Raw genomic sequence first — 22,543 nt, 5'->3', positions numbered from 1 at the left:
TTATTAAAATAAATGCACAATAACCCAGGATAATACACAAAAGAAAAAAATAGGCAATTGTGTTATTCAATAAATAAATCAATGCATTCATAGAGTTGATTCATATCAAAATATAGGACAATTTCATTTGAAATAGGATCAATATGTTTTATCGAAAGAAATCATACCACCTCCATGATTTTGGTTTATTTCTCAAAGAGATGTGAACTATGGAACATACCAAAGAATGATGGGTTACCGTTTTAAAACGATATTAACTATTCTCCAATTATTTTTACTAAGGCTCTTTTATCGCGGCAACCATCAAATTCATCGTAAAAAACTTGTTCCCAAAGGCCAAAAATCAAGTGTTCCTTCAGTAATGGCTACTACAACATCTCTTCCCATTATTTGTTTTTTGATATGAGCATCGGCATTATCTTCTCCAGTATTATTATGTTGATAATGTGAGATGGGTTTATGTGGCGCAATTTGTTCCAACCATTTTTTATAATCTTGATGCAAACCTTCTTCATCATCGTTAATAAAAACAGATGCAGTAATATGCATTGCATTCACTAAAACAAAAACACTCCTGTATACCGCTATCGTATAAGCACGCGCGGACTTTATCGGCTATATTTATAAATCCATGCGACCAGGAGCATGAAACCATAATTCTTTTCTATAAGTTTTCCTTGAAGACTCTCAAGTAAATATCATTGTTAAACTATAAGTAGACTTACTCACCTTAATTGTACAAATAATTTACTATAATTATATCGTACGACAATCATATAAGGAGGGCGACTAATTATGGCTAGTAATTCTCAGCATCTGAAAAAAAATCTGGATGATATACGCGCTGTATCTGAATTTAAAGAAAATTATGAGCAGGTAACGCATGAAATGCTAGAAGCAGAGCATTGGACGCCTGAGGAAAGGGAAACCATGCACTTGCTCTCTGAAGGGGATGATCCCCAATCGATTCGTAATCAGATCCAACTTGATGAAGAATCTAATAAAAAAATTGCAGATATTTACTTTATGATTTTGTTAAATACGCTAATACGCAGCAAAATCCCAATGCCATTTAAATTACCCGAAAAAGAAATTACTTCCTGGCCTGATCACTACCCTAGAGATCGATTTGCTTCTGATCTTCTTAAACATAAAAAGGAGTTAGCTTCTACTGCGGTTGGAAGGGAGGTGATGAAAGCTGCTTCTGAATATACTTCTTTATACGAGAGTACTGTAGGCCACAATCCAGATAAAGTAGATCAAAAATCAGACAATAAAAGTTCGACGTTCGACCGTGTTTGTGATTCATTGGGTTTTTTATATGGTGTAGCAGATGGATTATCGTTTAGCGCAAAATCTCCTCTCCCTGGTGTATTAACCATGACCAGTAATTCAGCGAGTGCAGGATACGCTGTTGGAATGTTTGCTAAAGGTATTTTTGAATTAGGCGGGGTAGTTGCAACATTAATGAAGTAATCGTTTCAATGAGGTTTTATCTGCAGGAAGAGACTATATGCTGGATGTGTAGTGAAACCCGGATTCTTAAAGGACCCGCTTTTTAGTTTGCGCCCTGGTTTTGGCTTATTTTCGCTTACGTAGCCTGATTACTATAATCCGGGAGCAAGAACAGAAATAAGCCGATTTAAAAATACTGATTAACTATTTTAGAGTATGTTGTTCTGAAGGTGTGTGTACCGTGTTATTGTCACCTGGTTTAAAGAACTGCTGTCCAGAGGATGCTGCCTGCTTACTTAAATAATCTAAAAACTCATTCATTAGCATGAGTTGATTTTTAAAATCCTCTTCCAACTGAGGATTATTTACGCGTTTCTCTTCAAACATTTTAATTGAGAGCTTAAGTGCTTCTACGGGTTCAAGAGGACCTCCGGTTTTATCTTGATAGGCGCTCAATTCGGAAGATATTTCACTTTGAATAATAATGTAGGGTAAGTGATTCTCTATGGCATTATAAAAGCTAAGGGTAAATAACGGTTCTAATTGATTTTTGAGTTCGAGTTGATCTTTTGCAAACTGGTTGATGAAGGCATTTTTTAGTGTCATAAAGCCAGTTAGTGTTTGTCCCATGGAATGTTGTTTGGATATTAATGGCCTATGACCAAATTTTTTAAGATTCTCATTGACGTAAGGGTAATAATCCGCAGCTTGCCCCCCGCGAAATTGCATCACCCCCTCACTATAAAACCATTCTGTCAGTTTATCATGTTCTAAGGAGGTTGTTTCGGCAACTTTATTTATGAAGGCACGCATTTCTTTTTCGTAAATGCTGAACGTAGAGAATTTTGGCATGAAAGATCCTTATTCATTAAATTTAAAAAATGAAAAGACTACAGAAAATATCAAGAGGGGTAAAGACTTGTTTTATAAAAAACAGAATCTGGTGAAGTATGGAATATATCACTCTTTAATCTAATAAAAGTTAACTTATAAATGATGTTTAATTTGGTCGTAGAGAGAACCTTCTATTCCTATATGAAAAAAACCATCAAAGGTGTGTAAGGGGATCTCCATTACTTGCGCAAAAGTATGATAAATGGAGTTACTGTTGATGGTAGCTGATAAAGGAATTGTAAATCCGTAAGGGGGATAATTAAGATCCAAATCATTAATTGTTTTTATCGCGTTTATACCTTGTAGCCAATGTTGGACACAATCTTCTTTTAAATACACGGTACGGTGGACATGAATAGGTAATGCAAAAGTACCTTGTTGCAAACCATATCGATCGGCAAATTCAGTATCATAGGCAATACAGTAGGCTTTTAAACTATGATCTTTATTGTAGCCAATGGGTACTATATTTCCGCTTTTTCTTGACGTAGCAAGGCCATGTAATTGCGCGATTACGCTATTACTTTCGATCTCTCTTAAAATCCAAAAATCATGGGCAAATCGATTAAAAAAGGGGATGGGTAACTGAAACATGGCTGCTTGAATACAATATTTTTGCATAAATATCTCCCAGTTCAACGTGTCCCTAAATTCCTTCTCTTTGTGCATGTCCCATCATGCTGAGCATAGAGCCCTTCTTTGTATTTTAGTACACTCTATTAGAGAGTTTAAAAATCCAATTGATTTCTGACGGAATAGTTAGGCGGCTTATCTATCTGTAATCAAATAATAAATTGTTACCTTTTGAGATGGATAAATTGTAAATCTAGTTTGGAATTGTAATGCCTCCTGATGAAAAAAATAAAGCATACTTCTAGATTGATTTCCCATAACCACAAAAAGCATTAAAAACAGAGTTCTAATACTTCATTGTTCACATCCTCTAACATAGGAGCGTATTGGTTACCTTAAGAGATTTCTATTTACACTAATCAGTATGATGATAAATAAATGCCTAGCATGTGCTAAAATTAAACTAGTTGACAATATTAATTGAGATTACAATGGGTGATACTATTTATAACATTGCTAGAGATAAAAAAGTAAAAAGACAACCCATTGAAGATGCTATACAGAATATTCTAAGATTAGACGAGGAAAAAATTAAAACTATTAGTGACTTATATGTACCTTTTAAAATATTAACTAGCGCTAACAATAAGGCCAAATTAGAGAATAAATCTATTTTAGAATTTCTTACCGACGAGGATTTAATATATATAATCGAAAAATTTAAGCATTCACTCCCCAAGGTTTCTGGAAATATAGACAGAATGGAAGAGGCAGTAAAAGACCTCGAGCAAGTAAAGGCTCAAAAGACGGGAATAGAAAGAAGAATGGAAGAAATTTCTGTTCAAATGATTCAAAAGCAAGCTGAATTAGGTTCCGAAATTCCAGAGGAACCAGGAGCCTGGGCCCTTTTTATAACAGATAAGAACCCTGGATATTTGAAAAGTTTTTTCTTATTGTTTGTGCCCCAAGCATCAATCGATGAAGCACAACAAATATGTGATGACCATGACAAATATCTTAGCGTAAGAGCTGATATCGAAGGTCTAACATCGGAAAATAATGGGCTACAGGAACGTTTAGGTTCGAAAGAAATAGAAATTCAGCAAAAAGAACAAATAAGAACAGAGCTCACAGAATTAAAAAGGCATACAAAAATTTTGGCAAACAATGTCGCAATATTAGATAAAAGCGCGAATTCTTTAATAACATCTCCAGAAATACGACCTGGGATAAAGGAAAATATAGAAAAAGAGCCTATTCAGGATGATGATATGATGTTTTCTATGGACTTGTAGCAAATAATGCAGTGAAAAAATCAAGACATGGATTTCCATGTCTACCTATTACCCGCAAATACGGGATCCTTCTTTCAAAGGATCATTAAAAAATCCCTACTTATTAATGTAAATCAAATATTCCAACTAAACTCAGTAGATAGAGAAGGTATGCTTTGTTTTATTCTATCTTTAAAAAGTCCGTGCTTCTTTAATGATATTCCAACTTTAGGGTGATGATTTACATCAGACTCCTGATCTCCTTCTGTGCCACTATCCATTGTTAGGCTGGTGTCTATTATTGGGATGTCATCAATTTCTAAGCCAGTTTCTGAGAGGGTATCTAGTTCCGAGATATTATCCAGTTCAGGCTCATGATTCGTTCCTGAACTGTTGTCCATTTCGGAGTCTACTGTTTGCTGAGGACTTTTTTTACGGTGTAATTGTTCACTTAAATAATCAGCAAGTTCATTTTGACCACTGGAAACCGCTTTGCTAACAGCAATCCTTAAGGATTTTTTTTGGGGTGAGTTTGTTGGAAGCTCACATACATATCGAGCCATTTGAGGATTTTTAAGTTTCACTGCTAAGATTAGCCCTTCTTCTACAGCACTTTGGTTGAGTGATTCCATTTCATTCAGACACAAATAGTCTACGATACCCAATTTTCCGCATTTAACAGCAAGAAGGAAAGCTTGCCTTATAACCAATTTGCTTGGTGAGTTCAGCTCCAAATGGCGGAGGGTAATGAATAGGTCATCTTGCGCGTGTTTGACCGCCCAATACATTGCTTCATTGAGAGTATGTTGAGTGAGTTTGTTCTTGGCCATGGAGTAAAAAAACTCTATGAGGGTCCCCTTTCCTGTTTTTACAGCAGTTATAAACCCTTGATTTGCCAAAGATTGATTGGGTGAATCAAAGGATGAGTTATAGAGATAGCTAATAATTTCTTTATGCCCATTCACGATTGCCTGTTCCGCTGCTTTCTCAAGAATTGCTCGAGGTAACTTTTCAGGTATATCGTAAAGACATTGAACTGTTGGTAAATGACCTAATTGACAGGCTTTTATTAAAGCTCGGTGGATTACCTTGGGTTGCGGAGCATTTGTTGATAAAGTACAAAACCCTTGCATTGCCTCCAGCTGCATTGTGTTTGCTGCATGCGTAAATGCCTTTTCAATAGTGGACCGCGAGGGAGGATGTTTTTCTGAATCCGCAATAAATAGAGCAATATCCCAAAACCCCAATTCGACAGCTGAATTAAATAGTTTATGGATCACGGATTGATTTGGCATATTTCTGGAAAAATTATAGAAATATTCAACGATATTTAACTGGTTATTTTTAATCGCCTGATTAAGAATTTGAATCACTTCGGCAGTGGATGGTTCATAATCGTAAGTATCTAAAAGGTATTTTATTATTTTTATCTGACCTTGCCCCGCTGCTTGAAGAATAAGCGTTCCTATTTCTTCTTCGTTCAATTGCACTTTATCAATTTGGCAAAGCCGATCGACACATTCCCATTGATTGGCTTTTGCCGCTGTGATTATTGCTTCATTAAACGTTTCTGGCGCAATTTGATCGTGTAAAAGAGAGAGTAATCCTAGATTGCCATGCTTTGCCGCCTTAAGGAAAATTGTTTTGCCTTCATATTCTTTTTCTACCCAATCACGCCGGTGTACTGGATGATTTTCCAGTTTTTTGATAATTTGCATCCTAATCGATTCATTATCGATGACAGCAAGAATTTCAATTAGAATCCGTTCGTACTCGCTTACTCCATTTTTTGCAATTACGGGGGGTAGGGATAAGGATTCGATGAAGGCATCCAAATCAAAAAGTTCCCTCTGATAAAAGAAAGCAATTTCAGCAATTTTTGCCTGAAGAGCATATTTATGATTGAGATTGAATTTAGCTTGCGGTGAAATGAGATCAAAGACAGTAAGTTTTCGAGTCGCATCAACCCAAATATCCTCGATAATATGATAATTGTCGCAGCTGAATGGTGATTTGGCTGCTTGTTCAATAATGCAATCATAAACGTGTTTTTTTATTTTTTCACTTTGTTGGGAAAGTATCAGCTTGCAATCAGGGTATTTTCTTAACTGACGCAATAACTTTTCATCATCTAACAGAAGTGGATGCTGTGCAAGATTATCGATTATTGCGTGGAACACGAGCTGTGCCATCGGATTTCTTTTCTTTGGGAGCATCGAGAATAATGCCATTAATTGAGAAATAATTTCTGGCTCAGAAGTATGCCTCAAGGTGATGTGCCGGATAAATTCGGTAATATTTTTTTCATTGATGAATTCAAAAAGCTTCGGTTTATAAGGTAAGAGGTAAAATACCGAACCTTCATTCCTGGATAGTAGTAGCTGCGCGGTATGATCATCGATTAAAGCAGCTAAGTTCTCCAGGGTTTGAGGGGGGGATTCATGAGCAATCGTATTAATGAGCCCAGAAATTTCTTTGGTTACCATTTCTGGCGAATTCAATGTTTGCCTTAATGCTTCGCGCCATTTTAAATTTTTATGCCCTTCTGAAGCGATTACCGCTGCAGTTAGAAAAGTTAGACCAAAAAGCTCATGTAAGGCCCAAAAATTCGCGGTGGATAATGAAAACTTTAAAGCGTGCGGTTTCGGTGGGATGCTCTGAAGTTCTTTTTCGCTTAGAATTCCATTAAGTGCATAGTGCTGAAATCCTCGTTCATCACTGCCTGTTTGCTGGGCCGCTTCCACAAGTGTTTTGGCCTCCGGGAAGCGACTCAGCAGAGCATATAAATGAAAAACTTCGCTGTCTTCTGAGTGTAAGGTAAATAAATGATATTTAAGAAAATCATGAAGTAAGTAGGTTTGGAGAATTTGTTTTGTACTGACATGACGCTGCAATAACCAGAGTATTAATGCAGCAAACTGTTCTATATCACTAACCCACTCTCTACATAATCCAATGATTCCCAGGGGATTTTTCTGATTGGATAACTGTTTGCTTAAATGATCCAAATGGCCTTCAACTCGCTTCACTGCTTCATCACGTTTTTGTTCACGTAACCCGAGTTCAACCCGTTTTTGAATTTCAGGATGATTTTTAAATATTGGTTTGTTTTTTTGATAAAAAGAAAGAGTATTTTCTCTGTCTTCCTGCAATAAAGTGACAAATAATTCATGCAATTTAGCATTGAGGTGGAGCTCTTCTTTTTGAGCCTTGAGGAGCAGATATTTTAATGTGATTAAAAATAAAGAGTTTGTTGGATCTTCAGTGAATTGTTGGTTACAAAATTCAAGATAATCCATGAATAAGATGTGTTTTTCTAACTTACTTAGGGCATCGCTTGATTCAAGGCCGTTAAATTTGGCAACACGAATCTCACTTAAAAGTATGCGGTTTGTTTTTTGTGCTTGAGATTGTTCTGATTTAAGAAGGCTTTGCGATAGGTGTTCATTGGCGAGATGCAAAGATTCTTCATCTCCTTGAAACCAGTTAAACAGGTCACTTATGATCATATTTTGGTCCGACAGGGTAACATGAGGGTAAGATGTATCATAAATATCCTCTAGTCAAGGTATAATTTATACTTTGAGATTTCAATTTGATCTCGGTGATATTTAAATGTTGTTTTTATGGAAAAAAAACATAAACAAGTTAAAAATAAGTCAAATAAGAGAATGGTTATGGCGCAGAAGAGGTAAAAAATCATTAATTATCAACACGCGCTAATTGAGCGCTCTAAAGTAAGTCATTATGAGTAAACAACAGTATTTACTGAAATAGAAAGTGCCCAAAAAAGCGATTTCACGATAAATGAAGAGCAATTTTTCTAGTTAGGCTTAAGATAATAAACGGGTTTTTAGTTATGCGATTGCATGTGTAAAATAATTGGAAATGGAGTAGGAACTAAGTCTGATTAATGGGCGCATCATCAGACTTATAAGCAGACTAATACGAGGAGGGTAACCACATCCTTGTGGCATAGCGTCTTCCATGATGCTGTAAATTTCCTTTTAAGACATCCATTGTCATTCCTCGTTATGTAAAGCATAACAAAATGTTCTAAATTATCATCGCCTTTTTATCTTATATTCGTGTAAGAGATTTCTTAAACTTTAAAACAAGCAAGGGTAAGGTGCAGTTGTACTTGAAACAATCTTCCTAAAGGGACATGATATCTCAGTAGGTTTCTATTGATCAGCAAGGATATAGTTTTAATCTTAGCTGGGAAGCTATATTGGCTGTGAATAATAGAAGGATTTTTGCTATGAAATTACCATACATAAGAATGTTCTATACCCTATTATTTGTCATTGGTTTTAATGAAATAGCTTATGCCCGCACTGATTTGCATTATAAAAATCCCACGGTTTTGACTAACCAGAATGAAGGGGGCAACACAGCAAATACTGGTTATGTGACACATCAAGCTTTCTGGAGTTTATATTATGATTTTACTGGAAATGGAGAGGCACAGTACCCTAAGGGAAAAATTAATATTTCTCAAACTTTATTCCAGTCGGAACTGAAAAAAAACCGTAACTTAGCGCAACAAGATCATGGTTCATTGATCCTGTTTATCAATTCAACATTGTATATTTATAACAGTGATGGTCAGTTAGAGCTGGAGCAATTGATGCGTACGGCCCCGAACTCGGGCTTCACGGAAATGACCGCAGTATCCCATATTGGTCCTGCGCTGATGTATCTTGCAAAAATAAAGGAAAATGGCGAGAGCAATTGGAAGTCGCAAATGGAAATTCTACTCAAAGATGTTAAAGCGGTAAAAAAAATAAATGCGCAAACAGAAAATAACTGGTTGGAACACGTTAATGCGCCTGCTTGGAAACCGCATTTAACTTTAATTCATAATATGATCGATTATGCGTGTTCCATGGCCGGTAATTATATGAGTGAGGTTCTTCGTGGGAAACAAACATTTGATATGAACTCGTTACAAAATAATTTTCTTGACGGGAATAACATCTACCCAATTCCTTATAATAATGTGATGGTTGGCACATTTATGTTAACCGCCTTACAAAGCATGGATGAGCTTCATCGTAAAATAGCTCCGTTAAATACGGATTGGTCCAGTGCAAAAGTAATCATTCGCTTTGTTGCTGGATCAAATGTTTCTGCGGGTCTGACTAAAGACAGTAATTGGTTGGTTCCTTTTGTTGAGGCACTTTCCAATTACACTTTGCCATCTGATAGAATTTATATAGCTCCTTATGCAGCGGTTAAATCTTCATTAGGCGAACACCAAATGCCTCGTACTGATTATGACTATTACAATAATATATGGGCATCAAGGCACAATCGCACACTAATCGCCAATAAAGTTTTTACTCATATTCCCAGTATCTTCTTACCTGACCGCCCTTCGATCCCGGGTGATTATGCTTATTCAAAACAACCGAAGATCGAGGATTTTTTAATACGCTTAAAATTTTCATTAGCAGAACCAACGCAAATGTTGTCCAATACAGTAGGATTTTGGATGGCTGGTGAACTTGCTGCTAAAAACTGGGATTACAATAAAATAAGTATTCCGGGAATTACTACCGGCTTTCCCCAGGGCATATCCGCGTACCCGAGTGATAACCCAAGGATTCAATAGACTTCTTCGGAAACTCTACTGCAGAGGCGGGCTTCGTCGACGCGGGGCTCGAATCCTCAGGTACTGATGTGTACACTCCGATTCTATGCTCCGCGTCTCCTCGCACTTCTCTCTATAGCGAATTTCCGAAGAAGTCTAATAAAGAGGTGATCTTTTTTTCCTGTCAAAATGAGTTGTTCACCTCAAAGAGGTTACAGGGAAGGCCTTAAATTTTTTTCCATTTCATTCAATTCAAATTGATCGAGAGGAAATTGAATCGTCCAGGGCTTTATAGGCAGAGGTAAAGTTTCTGTACAGTAAGCTTTTAATGTTTTAGCAGAAATATCAATGCCAAATTCGTCAACCAGTACTTGGCGACCCTCTTCAAAGTGGGGCAAAGCTTTTTCTGTGTATTCCGTCCCTTCATTTGCTGAATACTTTAACTGTTTCGATTGCGCATCCCAAACCAATGATTTTCGACCATGCTCTGTAATTATCCCAATAACGGTTTTGGCATCACGTATCGCAAGTTTTTCTGGATGCCGTTCCAATTTGAGTAAATTCATAGCTGCTTGTTCCTCGGTTATTAGGCTCAAATCGGTCTGCATTAAGCGAAACCATCCTTTTCTTGTTTTTTTCTCGAGAACATGGATATTATCAATAGGGTAAAATTTAAATTCATCTTCGTTTTGAGCAATCGACTCATTTTTTCCCGTAATGAGTATTGGGAAGCGTGGAGCGGAAGATCCTAACCCGGGGTCTAGAAGAAACTTTTGATCATCAATTTCAACTGTTAATATAAGATGAGTAGGTGGAAGCTGAAGTATTTCAGGGTCATTAGGAATCGCTCCTAGAAGAACTCGCGCGGCACAAAATGAAACGGTGTATCCCAGCTGTGATAATACATCGAATAACAAACCAGCCGTTTGAAAACAATATCCTCCATCTTCTGCAGAAAGCAACTCTTTATAGCTAAAAAAAGACAATGAATTTCTTTGGATGAGATGCTGTTTGGAAATTTTGCGTAATTCAAAATTTGAATATGGAAAAACCTGGACATGAGCGGAATAGATTCTTCTTAAACAATCAATTTTATCTTCACGTGCAGCATCAGTTAAAGAAGGAACACTAATTTTTATTTTTTTGAGGTACGCTTCTAAATTTATTTTTCCCATGGTTAAATTTCCTATGCAGTATTTTTATTAATATAAAGTACTTAATATTTTTATTTAATTCCAGGGGGAATTCTTCAACTGGAAATTCTTTCCTTGCTCACTACGTCCTGCGGATAAGCCCCTATAGATTTCCCTCACTTTTCCACTTACGGGAAAAGGGTTTAATTTTTTTCTTTCAAAGTTTATTTTGTTAATCAATCCTTAAGCTTATTTGTTTTACACTGATAAAAAGTCAAGAGGAGATTACCATGTCAAACAAAAAACTAACTGAACGTTTGAATCAGGAGCTCGATGAGCTTGGTGTTCCTGCCTTAATGACAGAACGCGTGCAAGTGTGCTCTAAATTATTCCAATTACCTAAATTTAAAATTGAAGCGCTGCTATATGGTGTTGCTTTGGATTCCAATTCCATGCAAAAAATTGCCAATGAGCTGGAGGTAAGTATGGATTGGTTGTTTGGCGATAAGAAAAGCAACACAACACACTAGGATCAATATAGAAGAACCCCGAGTGCTACAAAGCGATGTGACTCGGGTTCATTCTTTTCGGCGTAGTGAGCTATTTCACTAATATATGAGCTAAAAAGAATACTGAGTTTTTAAGATACAGGTGTGCTTCTGGGGGATTGGGGGTCGCCAAGCTTCAATCCAGTAAGCATTCGGTCAAATATTCCGAAATTATTGGAATCTGATTTGGTATTGATTATGGGAAACATAATATGTTGAAAAAAAAGAGCTCTTTTTTCAATTTCTTCGGCATAAATCTCTGCCACTAATTCAGGTTCATTTTTAAATTCGCCACAACCCCACGCACCTAGGATTACATAAGGTTGTCCAATAAGAATTAATGTATCCAATTGCGCTGCAATTCGTCGGCGTAAATCCTCTTTATATTCTTTAAATACACTAGGGTCCTTTGGTTTTGCTTCAGCAAAATGCTCAGGAGCAGATGATCTTAATTCATGAAAAGGAAAAATACTTAACGGAGAAAGAAACTCATAACTCATCTCAGGGCTTGCAACATGTCCGCTTGAGGGATAGTCATCTACTGTTGCTGGCAACAATATTTCCGGACCTCTAAAACATATTCTTGGTACGTCGCTATGGAATGTTTTAAAGACTTCAGGAGGAAACGTTATGGGGCAGCGTTCTTTTAAAATATCACACTCCTTTGCCGTCATTTTCTTTCTGGCTTCTACCAATTCGGTTCCTTCTTTAGTATAAACAAACATATTAGTATATTCTTTGTCTAACTTAACCAATTTATCTATCAATGAAAGGGCACAGGTACTGCGAAGCCACATATTTTCCTCTTGGGCACTTCCACCCTCCAATGCAGCACCTCCGGGATAGACTGAATTCGCCATATTCAATACGGAATATATTACTCCATGCTTTTTAGTTGCTTCAAAAGTTGCAACACCCCAATCTTTATAGACGACTTCGACTGAGGATGGAACCTCAGATTTTGTTTTTGTCCAAAGATTTAAATTAGCTATTGATTGTCGTTGTAATTCTTTATATTTTTGAACATTAGTAATCATTTCCAAAGTTTGTCCCATTCTTTGATAACGCCAACGCTCACCTGTAAGACTGCCTCTAATGAAATGGGGTTTATGAGATGCGTAAACATCATGAACTGATGAATATGCTTCACTTGAGGGCATTTTTCTTGCGAAAAATCTTAACCTGGCTAACATAATTCAAATCCTTAATCTATTTTGCCCAAAGTATCAATTTAAAGGCTTTAAGTGTTAAACCCAATAGGTTTATATCAATCCATTACGTGTAAGCCTATACACTGATTGCCTCAAATAATCATAACGTAGGAGAAGATCCCAGTTCTTCTAATAGTTTTACGGATGGATTTGATTTAATTTGCTCATCCAAAAACTCCACAAGAGTTGCCTTATCTCCTGGCTTAATCTTTTTGGGAAATGCAGTGAATTTCATGGTATCACTGGTACCATAAGTATCTCCCCAGTCTTTTAATTGTCCTACGAGTTTTTGAGCATCGGAAAAAGTAGGTAATCGTTCGTCTTTCCCTATAAGTCCCATATCTCTTGCTTTTTCATTCATTTCTTCATACTCCTCAGGAGTATCAAAGAAAACAATATCCAGTGCCACAAGTTCAGGAGAAAAATCTGGATTTTGCCAATGTCTCACATGGGCAGGCTCATTAGAGCTCATAACAGATGATACAATACGTCCAGGACCACAAACTTCAATCACACTATGCATGCGCTTGTTAACTTCAGATCGCCAATCGTCTTTTGCTGAAGCACCGATAATCCCGGTAATTTCATTATTATTTTGAGTCATCGTTACAATACTTTGATATCCGCGGACATCGTCCTGGGGCATCGCATCGATCATTCTTTTATCGTAGCGCTTAAACATCTTTTCATTTAAAAGAAGAAGCTTTTGGGGGGTCGTATATACCATTGGAAGTCCAGTAACAAAAATATAGCCTTTTTTGGGAATTAATGATAAACCCACAGTATAAGGTTTTACGGTTTCTCTGCAGGGTGTATACGAGAGAAAATACCTACTGTCGTTATCTCGAATATACCCTACAATGTCATGCGAAGGCGCCTTCCTGCTTTCTTCAGATTTTCTGCCAAGGCGATTTGATTTCATCGTACCGAGAACCTCATCCGTACCCTCTGTGCCCCGATATATGAGGCTAGAGCCAGTTGGTATACTATCTCGAAGCAGCTGTATCTTTGCAGTTCTTTCTTGGGCTTTATATTTAAGATAAGTCGTATCCAATCTGAAAGTAAGTTTAGTTTGATGTTGCTGTATATCATGGTACACCTTATGGGAAAATCCCTGCGTCAAAAGTCTTTTAACTCTCATGGGTGCCTCCTCAATGAATGCATATAATTGCATTGCAAATAAGTCATTGTGACTATATTTTTATCATAGTGTATATCAATGAGAATTCAAGAAAGCCCACCCGGCATCTGATTTTTAGTCATTGGAAGATAAAAACATGTGATTTTTTTATTATTGATTGGGCGTGACCTACGGAGTTTTCTTAGGGGCATCCAGAAGCCACAATTTTTCTTGGTAAGCAATAATTTTATTTCGGTGAATAAGAAGACTTGAAGAATTCAGACAAGGTGACACCATGAGCAGTGTTCAATCCTGTCTTAAGAGCTTGAGAAAAATTGAAACATACATGGCTCCGAAAAGAACCGAATATATTAAAAATAATCCCATAGATTAAATAATTCACATTTTATCCCTGGTGATTTTCCCTAATTCATTAAATGGATTATATTAAAAGTACATAGAACAAGGAGTGTTTTATTATGATAAAAAAATCTCTAAAAAATTTGAGCGGCCTGGTCCTATTTTCTTTTTCAATTCAGGCTTTTGCCAATGATACGATAAAAGTTCATGTAAAAACCAATGAGAAAACAGCGGCTGCCTTAGGTTTTACTGTGGAGGGTAAAAGATCCGGGTCTCGGGGCAAAATTCATTCAGGTAAAGGACCAGTAAATAGGGAATATCTATTTGGATATAGAAAAAATTCGGCATTCGGCCCCGATGTTTTGTGTGGTTCTAAAGTGCTAACCAAAGACAGCACAGTGACTTTAGTGATTGCAGGGGACCAGTGTTCTATTGTCGTAAATTAATAGAAAAATGAGCAGTCATTTTGAATGAGATTGGAAGAGTTCTTTGTTTCTCAGCATGGAGTTTATTGGGCAGCTAATCCCGCATCCTCAATCATTTGTTCGTAAATCAAAACCAAAACGGAGCCATGATGAGCTTCCAAAACGATTTCTGGCAATTGGGTTCGATTAAAACAGGATGTTTTTCCTGGAAAGGAAAGATGAGTGTTGTTGAGTTCCCATTGTAACCCTTTTGAGGATAGAGTGGCTTTCGGTATCCCCATCAATGAAATTTTTGTCTGAGGAGGTAACACACAATTCATCCTGGAGTGTTCATGCAGAACAAAACCTCTTATGGGTGGAGCATATAAAAGACAATTTGTTTCCATAAAGATATTCATGTTGTTCAGTACATGATCCAAGCACCCACCATTTATGCCAACAATTATAGCGGGGAGTAAATTATTATCCTTTAGATAACCCATTGTTTTTTGGAAATCACTTTGATTTTGATCCGGTGAATGAAGAAAAGGATGGTTTTCCAGAATCAGTGGTCGGACAGAATCCAAATCTCCAGCAATTAATTGAGGACGGATTCCAAGATCCAATAAACCGTTTGCGGCCCCATCAGCGGCAATGATGGGTAAATTCATCCTATTAAAAAAAGAGGACTCAGGTAAATCTCCATTAAGGCATAAAATAGAGTGATATCCTGTTAAATTAATTACATCGTGCATCATAATGTCTTTTTAAGAGAATAAGGAGCAGACTGACAAGCAAACCCACTACATTTGCACTGATCACAAAAAAGGAATCCGTACTGCTTCCATAAATAATCCATGCTACAGAACAAATGAGGTAATTAATCAACATGATCATAGAGAGATCTTGAGTTGACTTGGTTTTTAAGGATTTGATAATTTGTGGTAACAAACCAATAAACGAAGTAATAAAAGCAACAATACCTGAAAACAAAACAATAGACACATTTTCCTCCGCTCAGACGAATGAGATCAGGTTCAAAGGGTTGGGTTTATCCTCTCAGCCATAATTGGCACCCCCAATGTACAAATATTATTCTACCATGAAAGCGTTTAACTCCCAAAGGCAAATTTAGGGGTGAACGCTAATTTTTGCTTAATGAGTTGTCGGAGCCAGTAGAAATCATGACACATCAGCAAGATTACGTGCTATATGTGACTGACTGCTGTGGATCCGGATCTGATTTTGAATTCTGCGTTTTACTCAAACACGCTCCAATCAAAAGCGTCAACTTAGTTCTGTTTTCTATTGACGGTAAGCATTGATCCAGTTCTGTGGGTAAGGTTTTAGAAACCTCAGGCACTTCATCCTCTAGCTCGTAATGAGTTGCAGAGAGTACTCGTCCCCGCATAACTCCTTCTTTGACGGAGCCGCCATAAGCTTTTAAGTTATCTTTCCATGTCGAGAAAGGGAAAAAGCTCTTAGACCAGGGGTCAAGGATATAATCATCTACAATTAAAAAAGCATGATTTATACCAAATTCGGCGACTTGAAGTGTTCCTGTAAATCCCCCTGCTCTTAATAATAACCCGCTGGCATAAGCCATTTCCTGGCAATTACCGCAGCCAGTTTCCATCGCTTTTAAACCCTGTTCATAAAGACTTAAATTCATGTTCTGATAAGCGCGTATAGTCTGTTCGATGGGGCCACTTTCAGGATAACCGTCAGTATTTAACGATTCTCGTGTCGAACTGCTGGGAATCAAAGAGTTAATCAGTTCAAGGGTAATTTTCACTTTTGCTTCAGTTGATGAATTTTTATCAAATTGAAATGAAGAAAAATTAAATGACATAACAATCTCTAGTCAATATGGTTTATTTCTTTACTATATAGAACAAGAGCGGTTTAAATTCAAATGCCTTCATTAAAAAATATAGATGGATTTATTTCATAAATCCATGTCCTATCTTACTGGGGAAGTTAAATCAGCAATTAAAAATAAAGGCGGTTTTTACTAAAAAGCCAGTTTTAAGTGTTCCCAGTATTGGTTATAGAGCATGAGGGTTTCTTCGCCAACATCATGCTGGAATTGACCTTTTGCCATGATTGCTGGGGATGGATAAATCATTGGATTATCTTTAATGGAGGTGGGCAATAAAGCCTTTCCTTTTGCATTGGTAATTCCATGTCCTTCTCTTAAAGCGATTTCCGCACTGGATTCTGCTTTAAGAATGAAATTAATAAATTGCAAGGCCTCTTTCAGATGAGGCGGATTTTTAGGAATGGCCAAACAATCAACCCAGATGACAAAACCATCTTCAGGATAGACAAACTCAATTGCTTTATTTTCTTCATGGGCTTTAAATGCATCACCATTCCATGCAGAACCGATTACTGCATCTTCATCGATCATAATTGCCTGAATGCTGTCGCTGGCAAACAATTTAATATTGGGTACAAGTTGCAATAAATGTTCATAAGCTTTTTTAATATGCACTGGATTTGTATCATTAGGATCAAACCCAAGGCTCATCAAGGCAATTGCAAAAATTTCACGCGCGTCATCCAAAAGCATCAGTTGATTATGCCATTGGGGAGCCCACAGTTCCTTCCAGGTTTTGGGTGAGTTGCTCACTATGCCATGATTAAAAAAGATACCTGTTGCCCCCCATATTATTGGCACGCTGTAGAGGTTATTCCGATCATAATCATTATTCACAAAACGTTTATCCAGATTATTCATATTGGGCAGTTGCTGGTGATCAAGCCGTTCCAACATACCTTGCCGTTTCATACGTTCAACAAAATAAGCGGAGGGAAGAATCACATCATATACAGTGAGCTGGCTTGCCTTTAATTTGGCATACATAGTCTCATTACTGTCATAGGTAGAAAAATTAACTTTAATTCCAGAGTCGTGTTCAAATTGTTGAATCAACTGTTTGGGGAGTTCTCCTCCCCAAACATATACATTAACAACAGGAGCAGAAAATACTTTAGAAGCAAAAAAGACCAACACAAATAAAAAATAATTCATACGTGCTTTCCTGAGAGACGATGAGAAATGATCACCAAAATCATGGATAAAACAAATGTAATAGAACATAAAGCGTTAAGCTCGGGAGTAACACCAGCACGTACTAATGAATAAATTGTCAAAGGCAGAATGGAAAAATCAGGTCCTGCTACAAAATAACTGATGATGACGTCATCAAAAGATAAGGTAAAACTTAAAAGAAAAACACTTAATACTGCGGGCCACAATAAAGGCAGCAAAATTCGTGTTAATGCAATATAACGGCTAGCCCCCAGATCTAATGCGCCAAAATAAATATTGGGATTTAAAGTATTAATCCGCACATTAATCGTGACAATGACAAAAGGAATACAAAAAGTAACGTGGGCAATTAGTAAGCTTAAAAACCCCATGGGTACTTTGGTGATATTAAAGAAAATTAATAAGGCAACGCCAAGAACCAAATCAGGAATAATAATAAGTGATAACAAGATGGCATATAAGATTTGGCGATGTTTCGAGCGAAATAAAAATAAATGGATGGAGGCTAACAAACCTATAGTGGTAGCTATCAATGCAGAGATAAGACCTAAAACAATGGAGTTAAAAAAGGCAGTCCACAAGCCGCGATCGTGAAATAATTCATGATACCATTTTAAAGAAAAGCCATGCCATTGGAGTGAAAATTTTGCATCGTTAAATGAATATAAAACCAATACTGCGATTGGAATATAAAGCGAGGCATAAATAAAAAAAAGAAAAAGACGTTTTATTAAGGAGTTCATAGAACACTCCTATTCTTCTGACGGCGAAAAATAAGAAATAATAAGAGAAGCAGGGTGGTGAGTACCACGCTGGTAGCAGAGCCTTGAGGCCAATCACTTAAGACAAGAAACTGATTTTGAATTAAATTACCCAGTAAAATAGAACGAGCTCCTCCTAAAACATTAGGAATGTAGAATAAAGTCATTGCTGGTAATAGAACTAATAAACAGCCTGATAGAATGCCTGGCGCTGTGTTAGGTAAAAACACTCGAGTAAAGACAGACCACTTGTTTGCCCCCAGATCTTTAGCTGCTTCAAATAATCGGAAATCAAAACGTTCCATATTGGTGAAAATAGGCAGCACCATAAAAGGAAATAGATTGTAAACCAAGCCAATAATCACGGCAAAATTGGTATAAAGCAATGAAAGCGGTTCATTAATTAAATGTAATTTGAGTAACAGTGCGTTTAAAACGCCCTTATACTTTAGGATGGCAATTAAAGAGTAAGTTCTTATTAAAGAACTTGTCCAAAAGGGGATAATAATCAACAACAACAAGATGGATTGATGTTTTGATTTAATCATCAAATAGCTAAATGGATATGCAATGAACAAGCACAACAGTGTCGCAATAGAGGCAATAAATAAAGAACGAACATAAATTTTAGCAAAAACTGGAGTAAAAAGAGTTGTATAATTCTCGAGGGTAAAAGGAAGTGCAACAAGATGCATGCTGTCCTTAGAAAGAAAGCTGGCGACAAGCATCATGAATAAAGGGATAAGGCCAAAAACAGTTAACCAAAAATACAGTACGTAAAGTGCAAAAGATTTAGCCTTCATGAGGTAGTAAAACCTCCCACCCTGGTAACCACTGCACCCACACTTCCTCTGAAAGAGTATATTCCAATTTATCATCATCCTCATCAAAAAACTCTGAAGCGTTAATTATTTTTCCTGAAGAAAGGGCAACTTTGAGATCAACAGTAGAGCCTTTATAAATAATATCTACAATCCGACCTGGCAACATTCCTTCTGGATTCTCAACTTCAGATAAACTCCAGACTCTGATATCTTCGGGACGTACAATCAAATGCAACCGATCGCCAATCTGATAATTACCGCTATTTTTACAAAGTAAAGGAGTTTCCTCGATAAAGGTCGTCAGATCGTGATCATGCAGCGCATGAACGTGTGCATCAAATATATTGGCCTCACCAATAAACATTGCGACATAAAGATTTTTAGGGGTTTCATAAATACATTTAGGGGTTCCTATTTGTTCAATGTGTCCGTGATTAAAGACCACTATACGATCCGACATGGATAATGCTTCTTCCTGATCATGGGTTACAAAGATAAAGGTCATATTCAGGGTTTTCTGCAATTGCTTTAATTCGGATTGCATGGCTTTTCTAAGTCTGTAGTCGAGAGAACTTAATGGTTCATCTAATAACAGCACCTGCGGTCTATTGATAATTGCCCGTGCAATGGCCACTCGCTGTTGTTGTCCTCCGCTCAATTGCTTTACATTCCTCTCTGAAAACCCTTCCAGCTGCACCAGTTTTAATACATCAAAAACACGTTCTTTAATTTCTTGATCGGGAACTTTTTTACACCGTAGAGCAAAAGCAACATTCTCATGAACGGATAAATGGGGGAAAAGTGCGTAACTTTGAAACACTGTATGCACGTCCCTTTTTTGTGGGGGCAATTGGTTAACACATAGGCCATTGATGTAGATTTCGCCTTCTGTGGGGTATTCAAAACCCGAGATAAGTCGTAGCAATGTGGTTTTTCCGCAACCTGAAGGACCGAGTAACGTTAAAAATTCTCCATGATTAACGCTTAAGGACACATCATCCAAAATGGGAGTATTGCCATATGATTTGTAAACATTCCTAATCTCAATGAGTGGTGTTGTCATGTGCAATGTTAAATGAAAAAAGCCATGATTATCATCACTGACACGTGTCTTGTCCAGCAAGTTTGTCTTTATAAGGGATATATTTCACATTTATTAGGCATTTTTTGAGCAAAAAGTAATATTTTTTTATCTGTTCAAATGGGTCTTTTCTTAGGATAATGGGGCCGATGTCAGTTTGGTAAAAATTTTCCCTCCGAATTGACGTTAGAGTAGGTTATTGATCCTTAAAGACACGTTCCTTGAGGATGTTTTTTTAGATAAGGAATAAAAAATGAAAAGAATTACTTTATTTATCATGGGATTGGCTCTAAATGGTTTGGCAATTGCGGAAAGTGCCCCCAAAGAAGAAGTGCGTCATATTGTGACACTCAATGGCCTGACTCAAGGCGATGGACGCTATATTCGTACCGATGTTATTGAAAACGGCCAATATAAATTTGGCTATTATTTTTGTGGAACTCGCCATAGCGTAGTATACGGTGATATCGTTTTCGCTGATGAAGTAGGGGAATCATATCATGTAGAACGATCCATTAAATTTTCGATTTGTCAGGATGAAACGTTAACTGAATGCCAGGAGTTTGCTACGGATCATTTTACTATTTTTAAGAATAAAGAGGGTTATTTAGAAACCGACAGCCGTCCTGTTTTACCTATTAGTGTTGCCTCAGTAAAAGATGCCTTTAAAGCATGTCAGCCTAATCCAGATGAGGATAATCGCATGAAAAAAGTAATTCATGCAGGGAGTAACTATTTAATTCGCAAAGGTTAATTGGAGGGCCTCGGTGCAGCGCAGCGTAACCCGGGTATCTGGGGTGAATTGCTCAATCCCGGGGTACGCCGCGCTGCACCCAGGGCTAACTCAATTCTTTAGCCCGGCATTACAATTTTTTTCTTGGATCTAGAGCAAAAATAAAGAGATTTGACTATAATGTTTCGCTATTTTTTATAAAACGAATATTATGTCTCAATCTAGAACTTCTATTTTACTTATTGGATTATTATCAGCTTTTTCTTTACTTACCTTTGATCTCTATCAACCTTCGTTGCCTTATATCACCAATTTTTTTAGTACCACGCATAGCCTGAGCCAATTAACCTTAAGTATTTATTTGGTTGTTTTTGGCGTGACCCAATTAGTTTGGGGGCCGTTAATTGATCATTTTGGCAGACGTCGTTTATTGCCTGGTAGTTTAGTGATTGCTGTTCTTGCCAGTATACTATGTGCTCTTGCTCCTAATATTTGGGTACTCATTTTAGGCAGGGCCTTACAGGGATTTGCGTTATGCTGCGCTAATTTGGTTGCTTTTTCAATTTCGCGCGATTTTGAAGATACTGTAGAGCGAGCTAGGGTTTTATCCTATGTTTCTATGATTGTTTCAATATCTCCCATCCTTGCTCCGGTGCTTGGTTCGCTCATCTTTACCTATTATGGTTGGCAAGCTAACTTTCTGTTAATGGCCGTGATCGGTATTGTGCTCTTGCTTCAGTCTCGTAAAGGATTATTCGAATCACCATTTTGGAGTCAACCCAAAGAACCTTTTATCGTAAAAAAAATAATCAAAGCATATCAAGAGATCATCCCTTCACCTTCTTTATGGAGTGGTTCGTTTATTATGATGTTTAGTTTTGCGGCAGTAATGCTCTCGGTGATTAATTCATCCTATATCATTATTGATCAATTCGGCTTTTCTCCCTTGGTGTATGGTATTATTTTTATTATCAACGGATTAAATATTATCGTTGGAAATTATTTAGGTATCTGGCTGCGTAAATATTTCAGCATGGCTGCAACCATTTATCTTGGTAGTTGGTTTATTATTTTCGGTGGTTTTGCGATGTTATTGTGCGCAGCCCTTTATAAATTCAATTTGTATGCTCTATCTTTGGCGTTAATTTGTAACTTGGGGATTAGTTTAACTGCCCCAGCTACTATGTCGATTATGCTTGCAGATTATAAAGAAAACACCGGCCTTGCACTGGCCATAATTCATACTGTACGCATGTTTGGTTCCTCTGTATTAACCATCTTAAGTGCGTACCTGCTCATGCAAACACTCAACGCCTTGCCATTAGGTCTAATGGTTTGTGGACTTGGGGCTCTTTATAGCTCCTGGCATTTCAATCGTTTAACAGCAGAATCAGATGACCCAGAGTTTGATGGCGCGGAAGCGGCATAGTGTAGGATGACAAATGATTTCAATCTTCATAGATTAAAGTAAAGGACTTTAAGTCTGGTTGCTTCCTACAGTCTTTTGAGCACATCTCT

General features: G+C 37.2%; 21 protein-coding genes and 1 riboswitch. Of the genes, 7 read left to right on the top strand and 14 right to left on the bottom strand.

What is annotated here, in order from left to right; translation table 11 throughout:
• Positions 1 to 309: 309 nt before the first annotated feature.
• Positions 310 to 549 (bottom strand): YjbQ family protein, encoded by a 240-nt coding sequence (locus FOLKNPGA_RS15865; protein ID WP_255466093.1) that lies wholly within the window; start codon positions 547 to 549, stop codon positions 310 to 312.
• A 246-nt stretch (positions 550 to 795) separates the two neighbouring features.
• Between FOLKNPGA_RS15865 and FOLKNPGA_RS15860 the strand changes: the two genes are divergently transcribed.
• Positions 796 to 1,476 (top strand): hypothetical protein, encoded by a 681-nt coding sequence (locus FOLKNPGA_RS15860; RefSeq protein ID WP_182350795.1) that lies wholly within the window; start codon positions 796 to 798, stop codon positions 1,474 to 1,476.
• A gap of 183 nt (positions 1,477 to 1,659) precedes the next feature.
• On the opposite strand, the gene FOLKNPGA_RS15855 is transcribed toward FOLKNPGA_RS15860, so the two are convergent.
• Both FOLKNPGA_RS15855 and FOLKNPGA_RS15850 read right to left on the bottom strand, forming a co-directional pair.
• Positions 1,660 to 2,307 (bottom strand): hypothetical protein, encoded by a 648-nt coding sequence (locus FOLKNPGA_RS15855; RefSeq protein ID WP_182350794.1) that lies wholly within the window; start codon positions 2,305 to 2,307, stop codon positions 1,660 to 1,662.
• A 135-nt stretch (positions 2,308 to 2,442) separates the two neighbouring features.
• Positions 2,443 to 2,970 carry a hypothetical protein gene (locus tag FOLKNPGA_RS15850; protein WP_182350793.1) on the bottom strand — a complete coding sequence of 176 codons (528 nt, stop codon included), beginning with the start codon at positions 2,968 to 2,970 and terminating at the stop codon, positions 2,443 to 2,445.
• Positions 2,971 to 3,413: 443 nt separating this feature from the next.
• Between FOLKNPGA_RS15850 and FOLKNPGA_RS15845 the strand changes: the two genes are divergently transcribed.
• On the top strand, positions 3,414 to 4,217 hold the full coding sequence (locus tag FOLKNPGA_RS15845) for a hypothetical protein (RefSeq protein ID WP_182350792.1): 804 nt from the start codon (positions 3,414 to 3,416) through the stop codon (positions 4,215 to 4,217).
• Positions 4,218 to 4,330: 113 nt separating this feature from the next.
• Here the strand turns inward: FOLKNPGA_RS15845 and FOLKNPGA_RS15840 are convergent, their stop codons facing one another.
• Entirely contained in the window at positions 4,331 to 7,705 is a 3,375-nt protein-coding gene (locus FOLKNPGA_RS15840; protein ID WP_182350791.1) for an ankyrin repeat domain-containing protein, read from the bottom strand.
• A 752-nt stretch (positions 7,706 to 8,457) separates the two neighbouring features.
• On the opposite strand from FOLKNPGA_RS15840, the gene FOLKNPGA_RS15835 reads away from it, so the two are divergent.
• Positions 8,458 to 9,813: a DUF5624 domain-containing protein gene (locus FOLKNPGA_RS15835; protein ID WP_182350790.1), complete on the top strand. Its 1,356-nt coding sequence runs from the start codon at positions 8,458 to 8,460 to the stop codon at positions 9,811 to 9,813.
• 191 nt (positions 9,814 to 10,004) lie between these two features.
• Here FOLKNPGA_RS15835 and FOLKNPGA_RS15830 read toward each other — a convergent pair whose 3' ends face one another.
• Entirely contained in the window at positions 10,005 to 10,967 is a 963-nt protein-coding gene (locus tag FOLKNPGA_RS15830) for an arylamine N-acetyltransferase (RefSeq protein WP_182350789.1), read from the bottom strand.
• Positions 10,968 to 11,215: 248 nt separating this feature from the next.
• Between FOLKNPGA_RS15830 and FOLKNPGA_RS15825 the strand changes: the two genes are divergently transcribed.
• A complete protein-coding gene (locus tag FOLKNPGA_RS15825) occupies positions 11,216 to 11,455 on the top strand; it encodes a hypothetical protein (RefSeq protein WP_182350788.1) in 240 nt (79 codons plus the stop codon).
• A 110-nt stretch (positions 11,456 to 11,565) separates the two neighbouring features.
• Here the strand turns inward: FOLKNPGA_RS15825 and FOLKNPGA_RS15820 are convergent, their stop codons facing one another.
• Positions 11,566 to 12,666, bottom strand: a complete 1,101-nt coding sequence (locus FOLKNPGA_RS15820) for a poly(ADP-ribose) glycohydrolase domain-containing protein (protein ID WP_182350787.1) — start codon at positions 12,664 to 12,666, stop codon at positions 11,566 to 11,568.
• A 118-nt stretch (positions 12,667 to 12,784) separates the two neighbouring features.
• Positions 12,785 to 13,825, bottom strand: a complete 1,041-nt coding sequence (locus FOLKNPGA_RS15815; protein WP_182350786.1) for a hypothetical protein — start codon at positions 13,823 to 13,825, stop codon at positions 12,785 to 12,787.
• A 458-nt stretch (positions 13,826 to 14,283) separates the two neighbouring features.
• Between FOLKNPGA_RS15815 and FOLKNPGA_RS15810 the strand changes: the two genes are divergently transcribed.
• Entirely contained in the window at positions 14,284 to 14,610 is a 327-nt protein-coding gene (locus FOLKNPGA_RS15810; RefSeq protein WP_182350785.1) for a hypothetical protein, read from the top strand.
• A gap of 62 nt (positions 14,611 to 14,672) precedes the next feature.
• On the opposite strand, the gene FOLKNPGA_RS15805 is transcribed toward FOLKNPGA_RS15810, so the two are convergent.
• The 7 genes from FOLKNPGA_RS15805 to potA all read right to left on the bottom strand — a co-directional run bounded on the left by FOLKNPGA_RS15805 (position 14,673) and on the right by potA (position 20,274).
• Positions 14,673 to 15,323, bottom strand: coding sequence for a thiamine diphosphokinase (locus FOLKNPGA_RS15805; RefSeq protein WP_182352889.1), 651 nt, complete (start codon positions 15,321 to 15,323; stop codon positions 14,673 to 14,675).
• A complete protein-coding gene (locus FOLKNPGA_RS15800) occupies positions 15,307 to 15,573 on the bottom strand; it encodes a SemiSWEET family sugar transporter (protein WP_182350784.1) in 267 nt (88 codons plus the stop codon). The genes FOLKNPGA_RS15805 and FOLKNPGA_RS15800 overlap by 17 nt, the downstream gene beginning before the upstream one ends.
• A riboswitch (TPP riboswitch) is annotated at positions 15,560 to 15,658 on the bottom strand. Its footprint overlaps the gene before it by 14 nt.
• Positions 15,659 to 15,769: 111 nt before the next feature.
• The gene (locus FOLKNPGA_RS15795) at positions 15,770 to 16,420 is read right to left on the bottom strand and encodes a hypothetical protein (protein ID WP_182350783.1); all 651 of its coding nucleotides are present in this window, start codon (positions 16,418 to 16,420) and stop codon (positions 15,770 to 15,772) included.
• Between the two features lie 162 nt (positions 16,421 to 16,582).
• Positions 16,583 to 17,605: a PotD/PotF family extracellular solute-binding protein gene (locus FOLKNPGA_RS15790; RefSeq protein ID WP_182350782.1), complete on the bottom strand. Its 1,023-nt coding sequence runs from the start codon at positions 17,603 to 17,605 to the stop codon at positions 16,583 to 16,585.
• Positions 17,602 to 18,369: an ABC transporter permease subunit gene (locus FOLKNPGA_RS15785; protein ID WP_182350781.1), complete on the bottom strand. Its 768-nt coding sequence runs from the start codon at positions 18,367 to 18,369 to the stop codon at positions 17,602 to 17,604. The genes FOLKNPGA_RS15790 and FOLKNPGA_RS15785 overlap by 4 nt, the downstream gene beginning before the upstream one ends.
• The gene (locus FOLKNPGA_RS15780; protein ID WP_182350780.1) at positions 18,366 to 19,190 is read right to left on the bottom strand and encodes an ABC transporter permease; all 825 of its coding nucleotides are present in this window, start codon (positions 19,188 to 19,190) and stop codon (positions 18,366 to 18,368) included. The genes FOLKNPGA_RS15785 and FOLKNPGA_RS15780 overlap by 4 nt, the downstream gene beginning before the upstream one ends.
• Positions 19,180 to 20,274, bottom strand: a complete 1,095-nt coding sequence (gene potA, locus FOLKNPGA_RS15775; protein ID WP_182352888.1) for a spermidine/putrescine ABC transporter ATP-binding protein PotA — start codon at positions 20,272 to 20,274, stop codon at positions 19,180 to 19,182. Before potA ends, FOLKNPGA_RS15780 begins: the two co-directional genes overlap by 11 nt.
• Before the next feature lie 271 nt (positions 20,275 to 20,545).
• Here potA and FOLKNPGA_RS15770 point away from each other — a divergent pair, with 271 nt between their 5' ends.
• Both FOLKNPGA_RS15770 and FOLKNPGA_RS15765 read left to right on the top strand, forming a co-directional pair.
• Positions 20,546 to 21,046, top strand: a complete 501-nt coding sequence (locus tag FOLKNPGA_RS15770) for a hypothetical protein (RefSeq protein ID WP_182350779.1) — start codon at positions 20,546 to 20,548, stop codon at positions 21,044 to 21,046.
• Positions 21,047 to 21,236: 190 nt separating this feature from the next.
• Complete coding sequence (locus tag FOLKNPGA_RS15765; protein WP_182350778.1) at positions 21,237 to 22,454, top strand: multidrug effflux MFS transporter; 1,218 nt, start codon at positions 21,237 to 21,239, stop codon at positions 22,452 to 22,454.
• Positions 22,455 to 22,543: the final 89 nt, after the last annotated feature.

Origin of the sequence: Legionella sp. PC1000 (assembly GCF_014109805.1) — a bacterium.
Lineage (GTDB): Bacteria > Pseudomonadota > Gammaproteobacteria > Legionellales > Legionellaceae > Legionella > Legionella resiliens.
The sequence above is the reverse complement of the archived record's forward strand: the minus strand, read 5'-3'. Positions and strand labels throughout refer to the sequence as shown.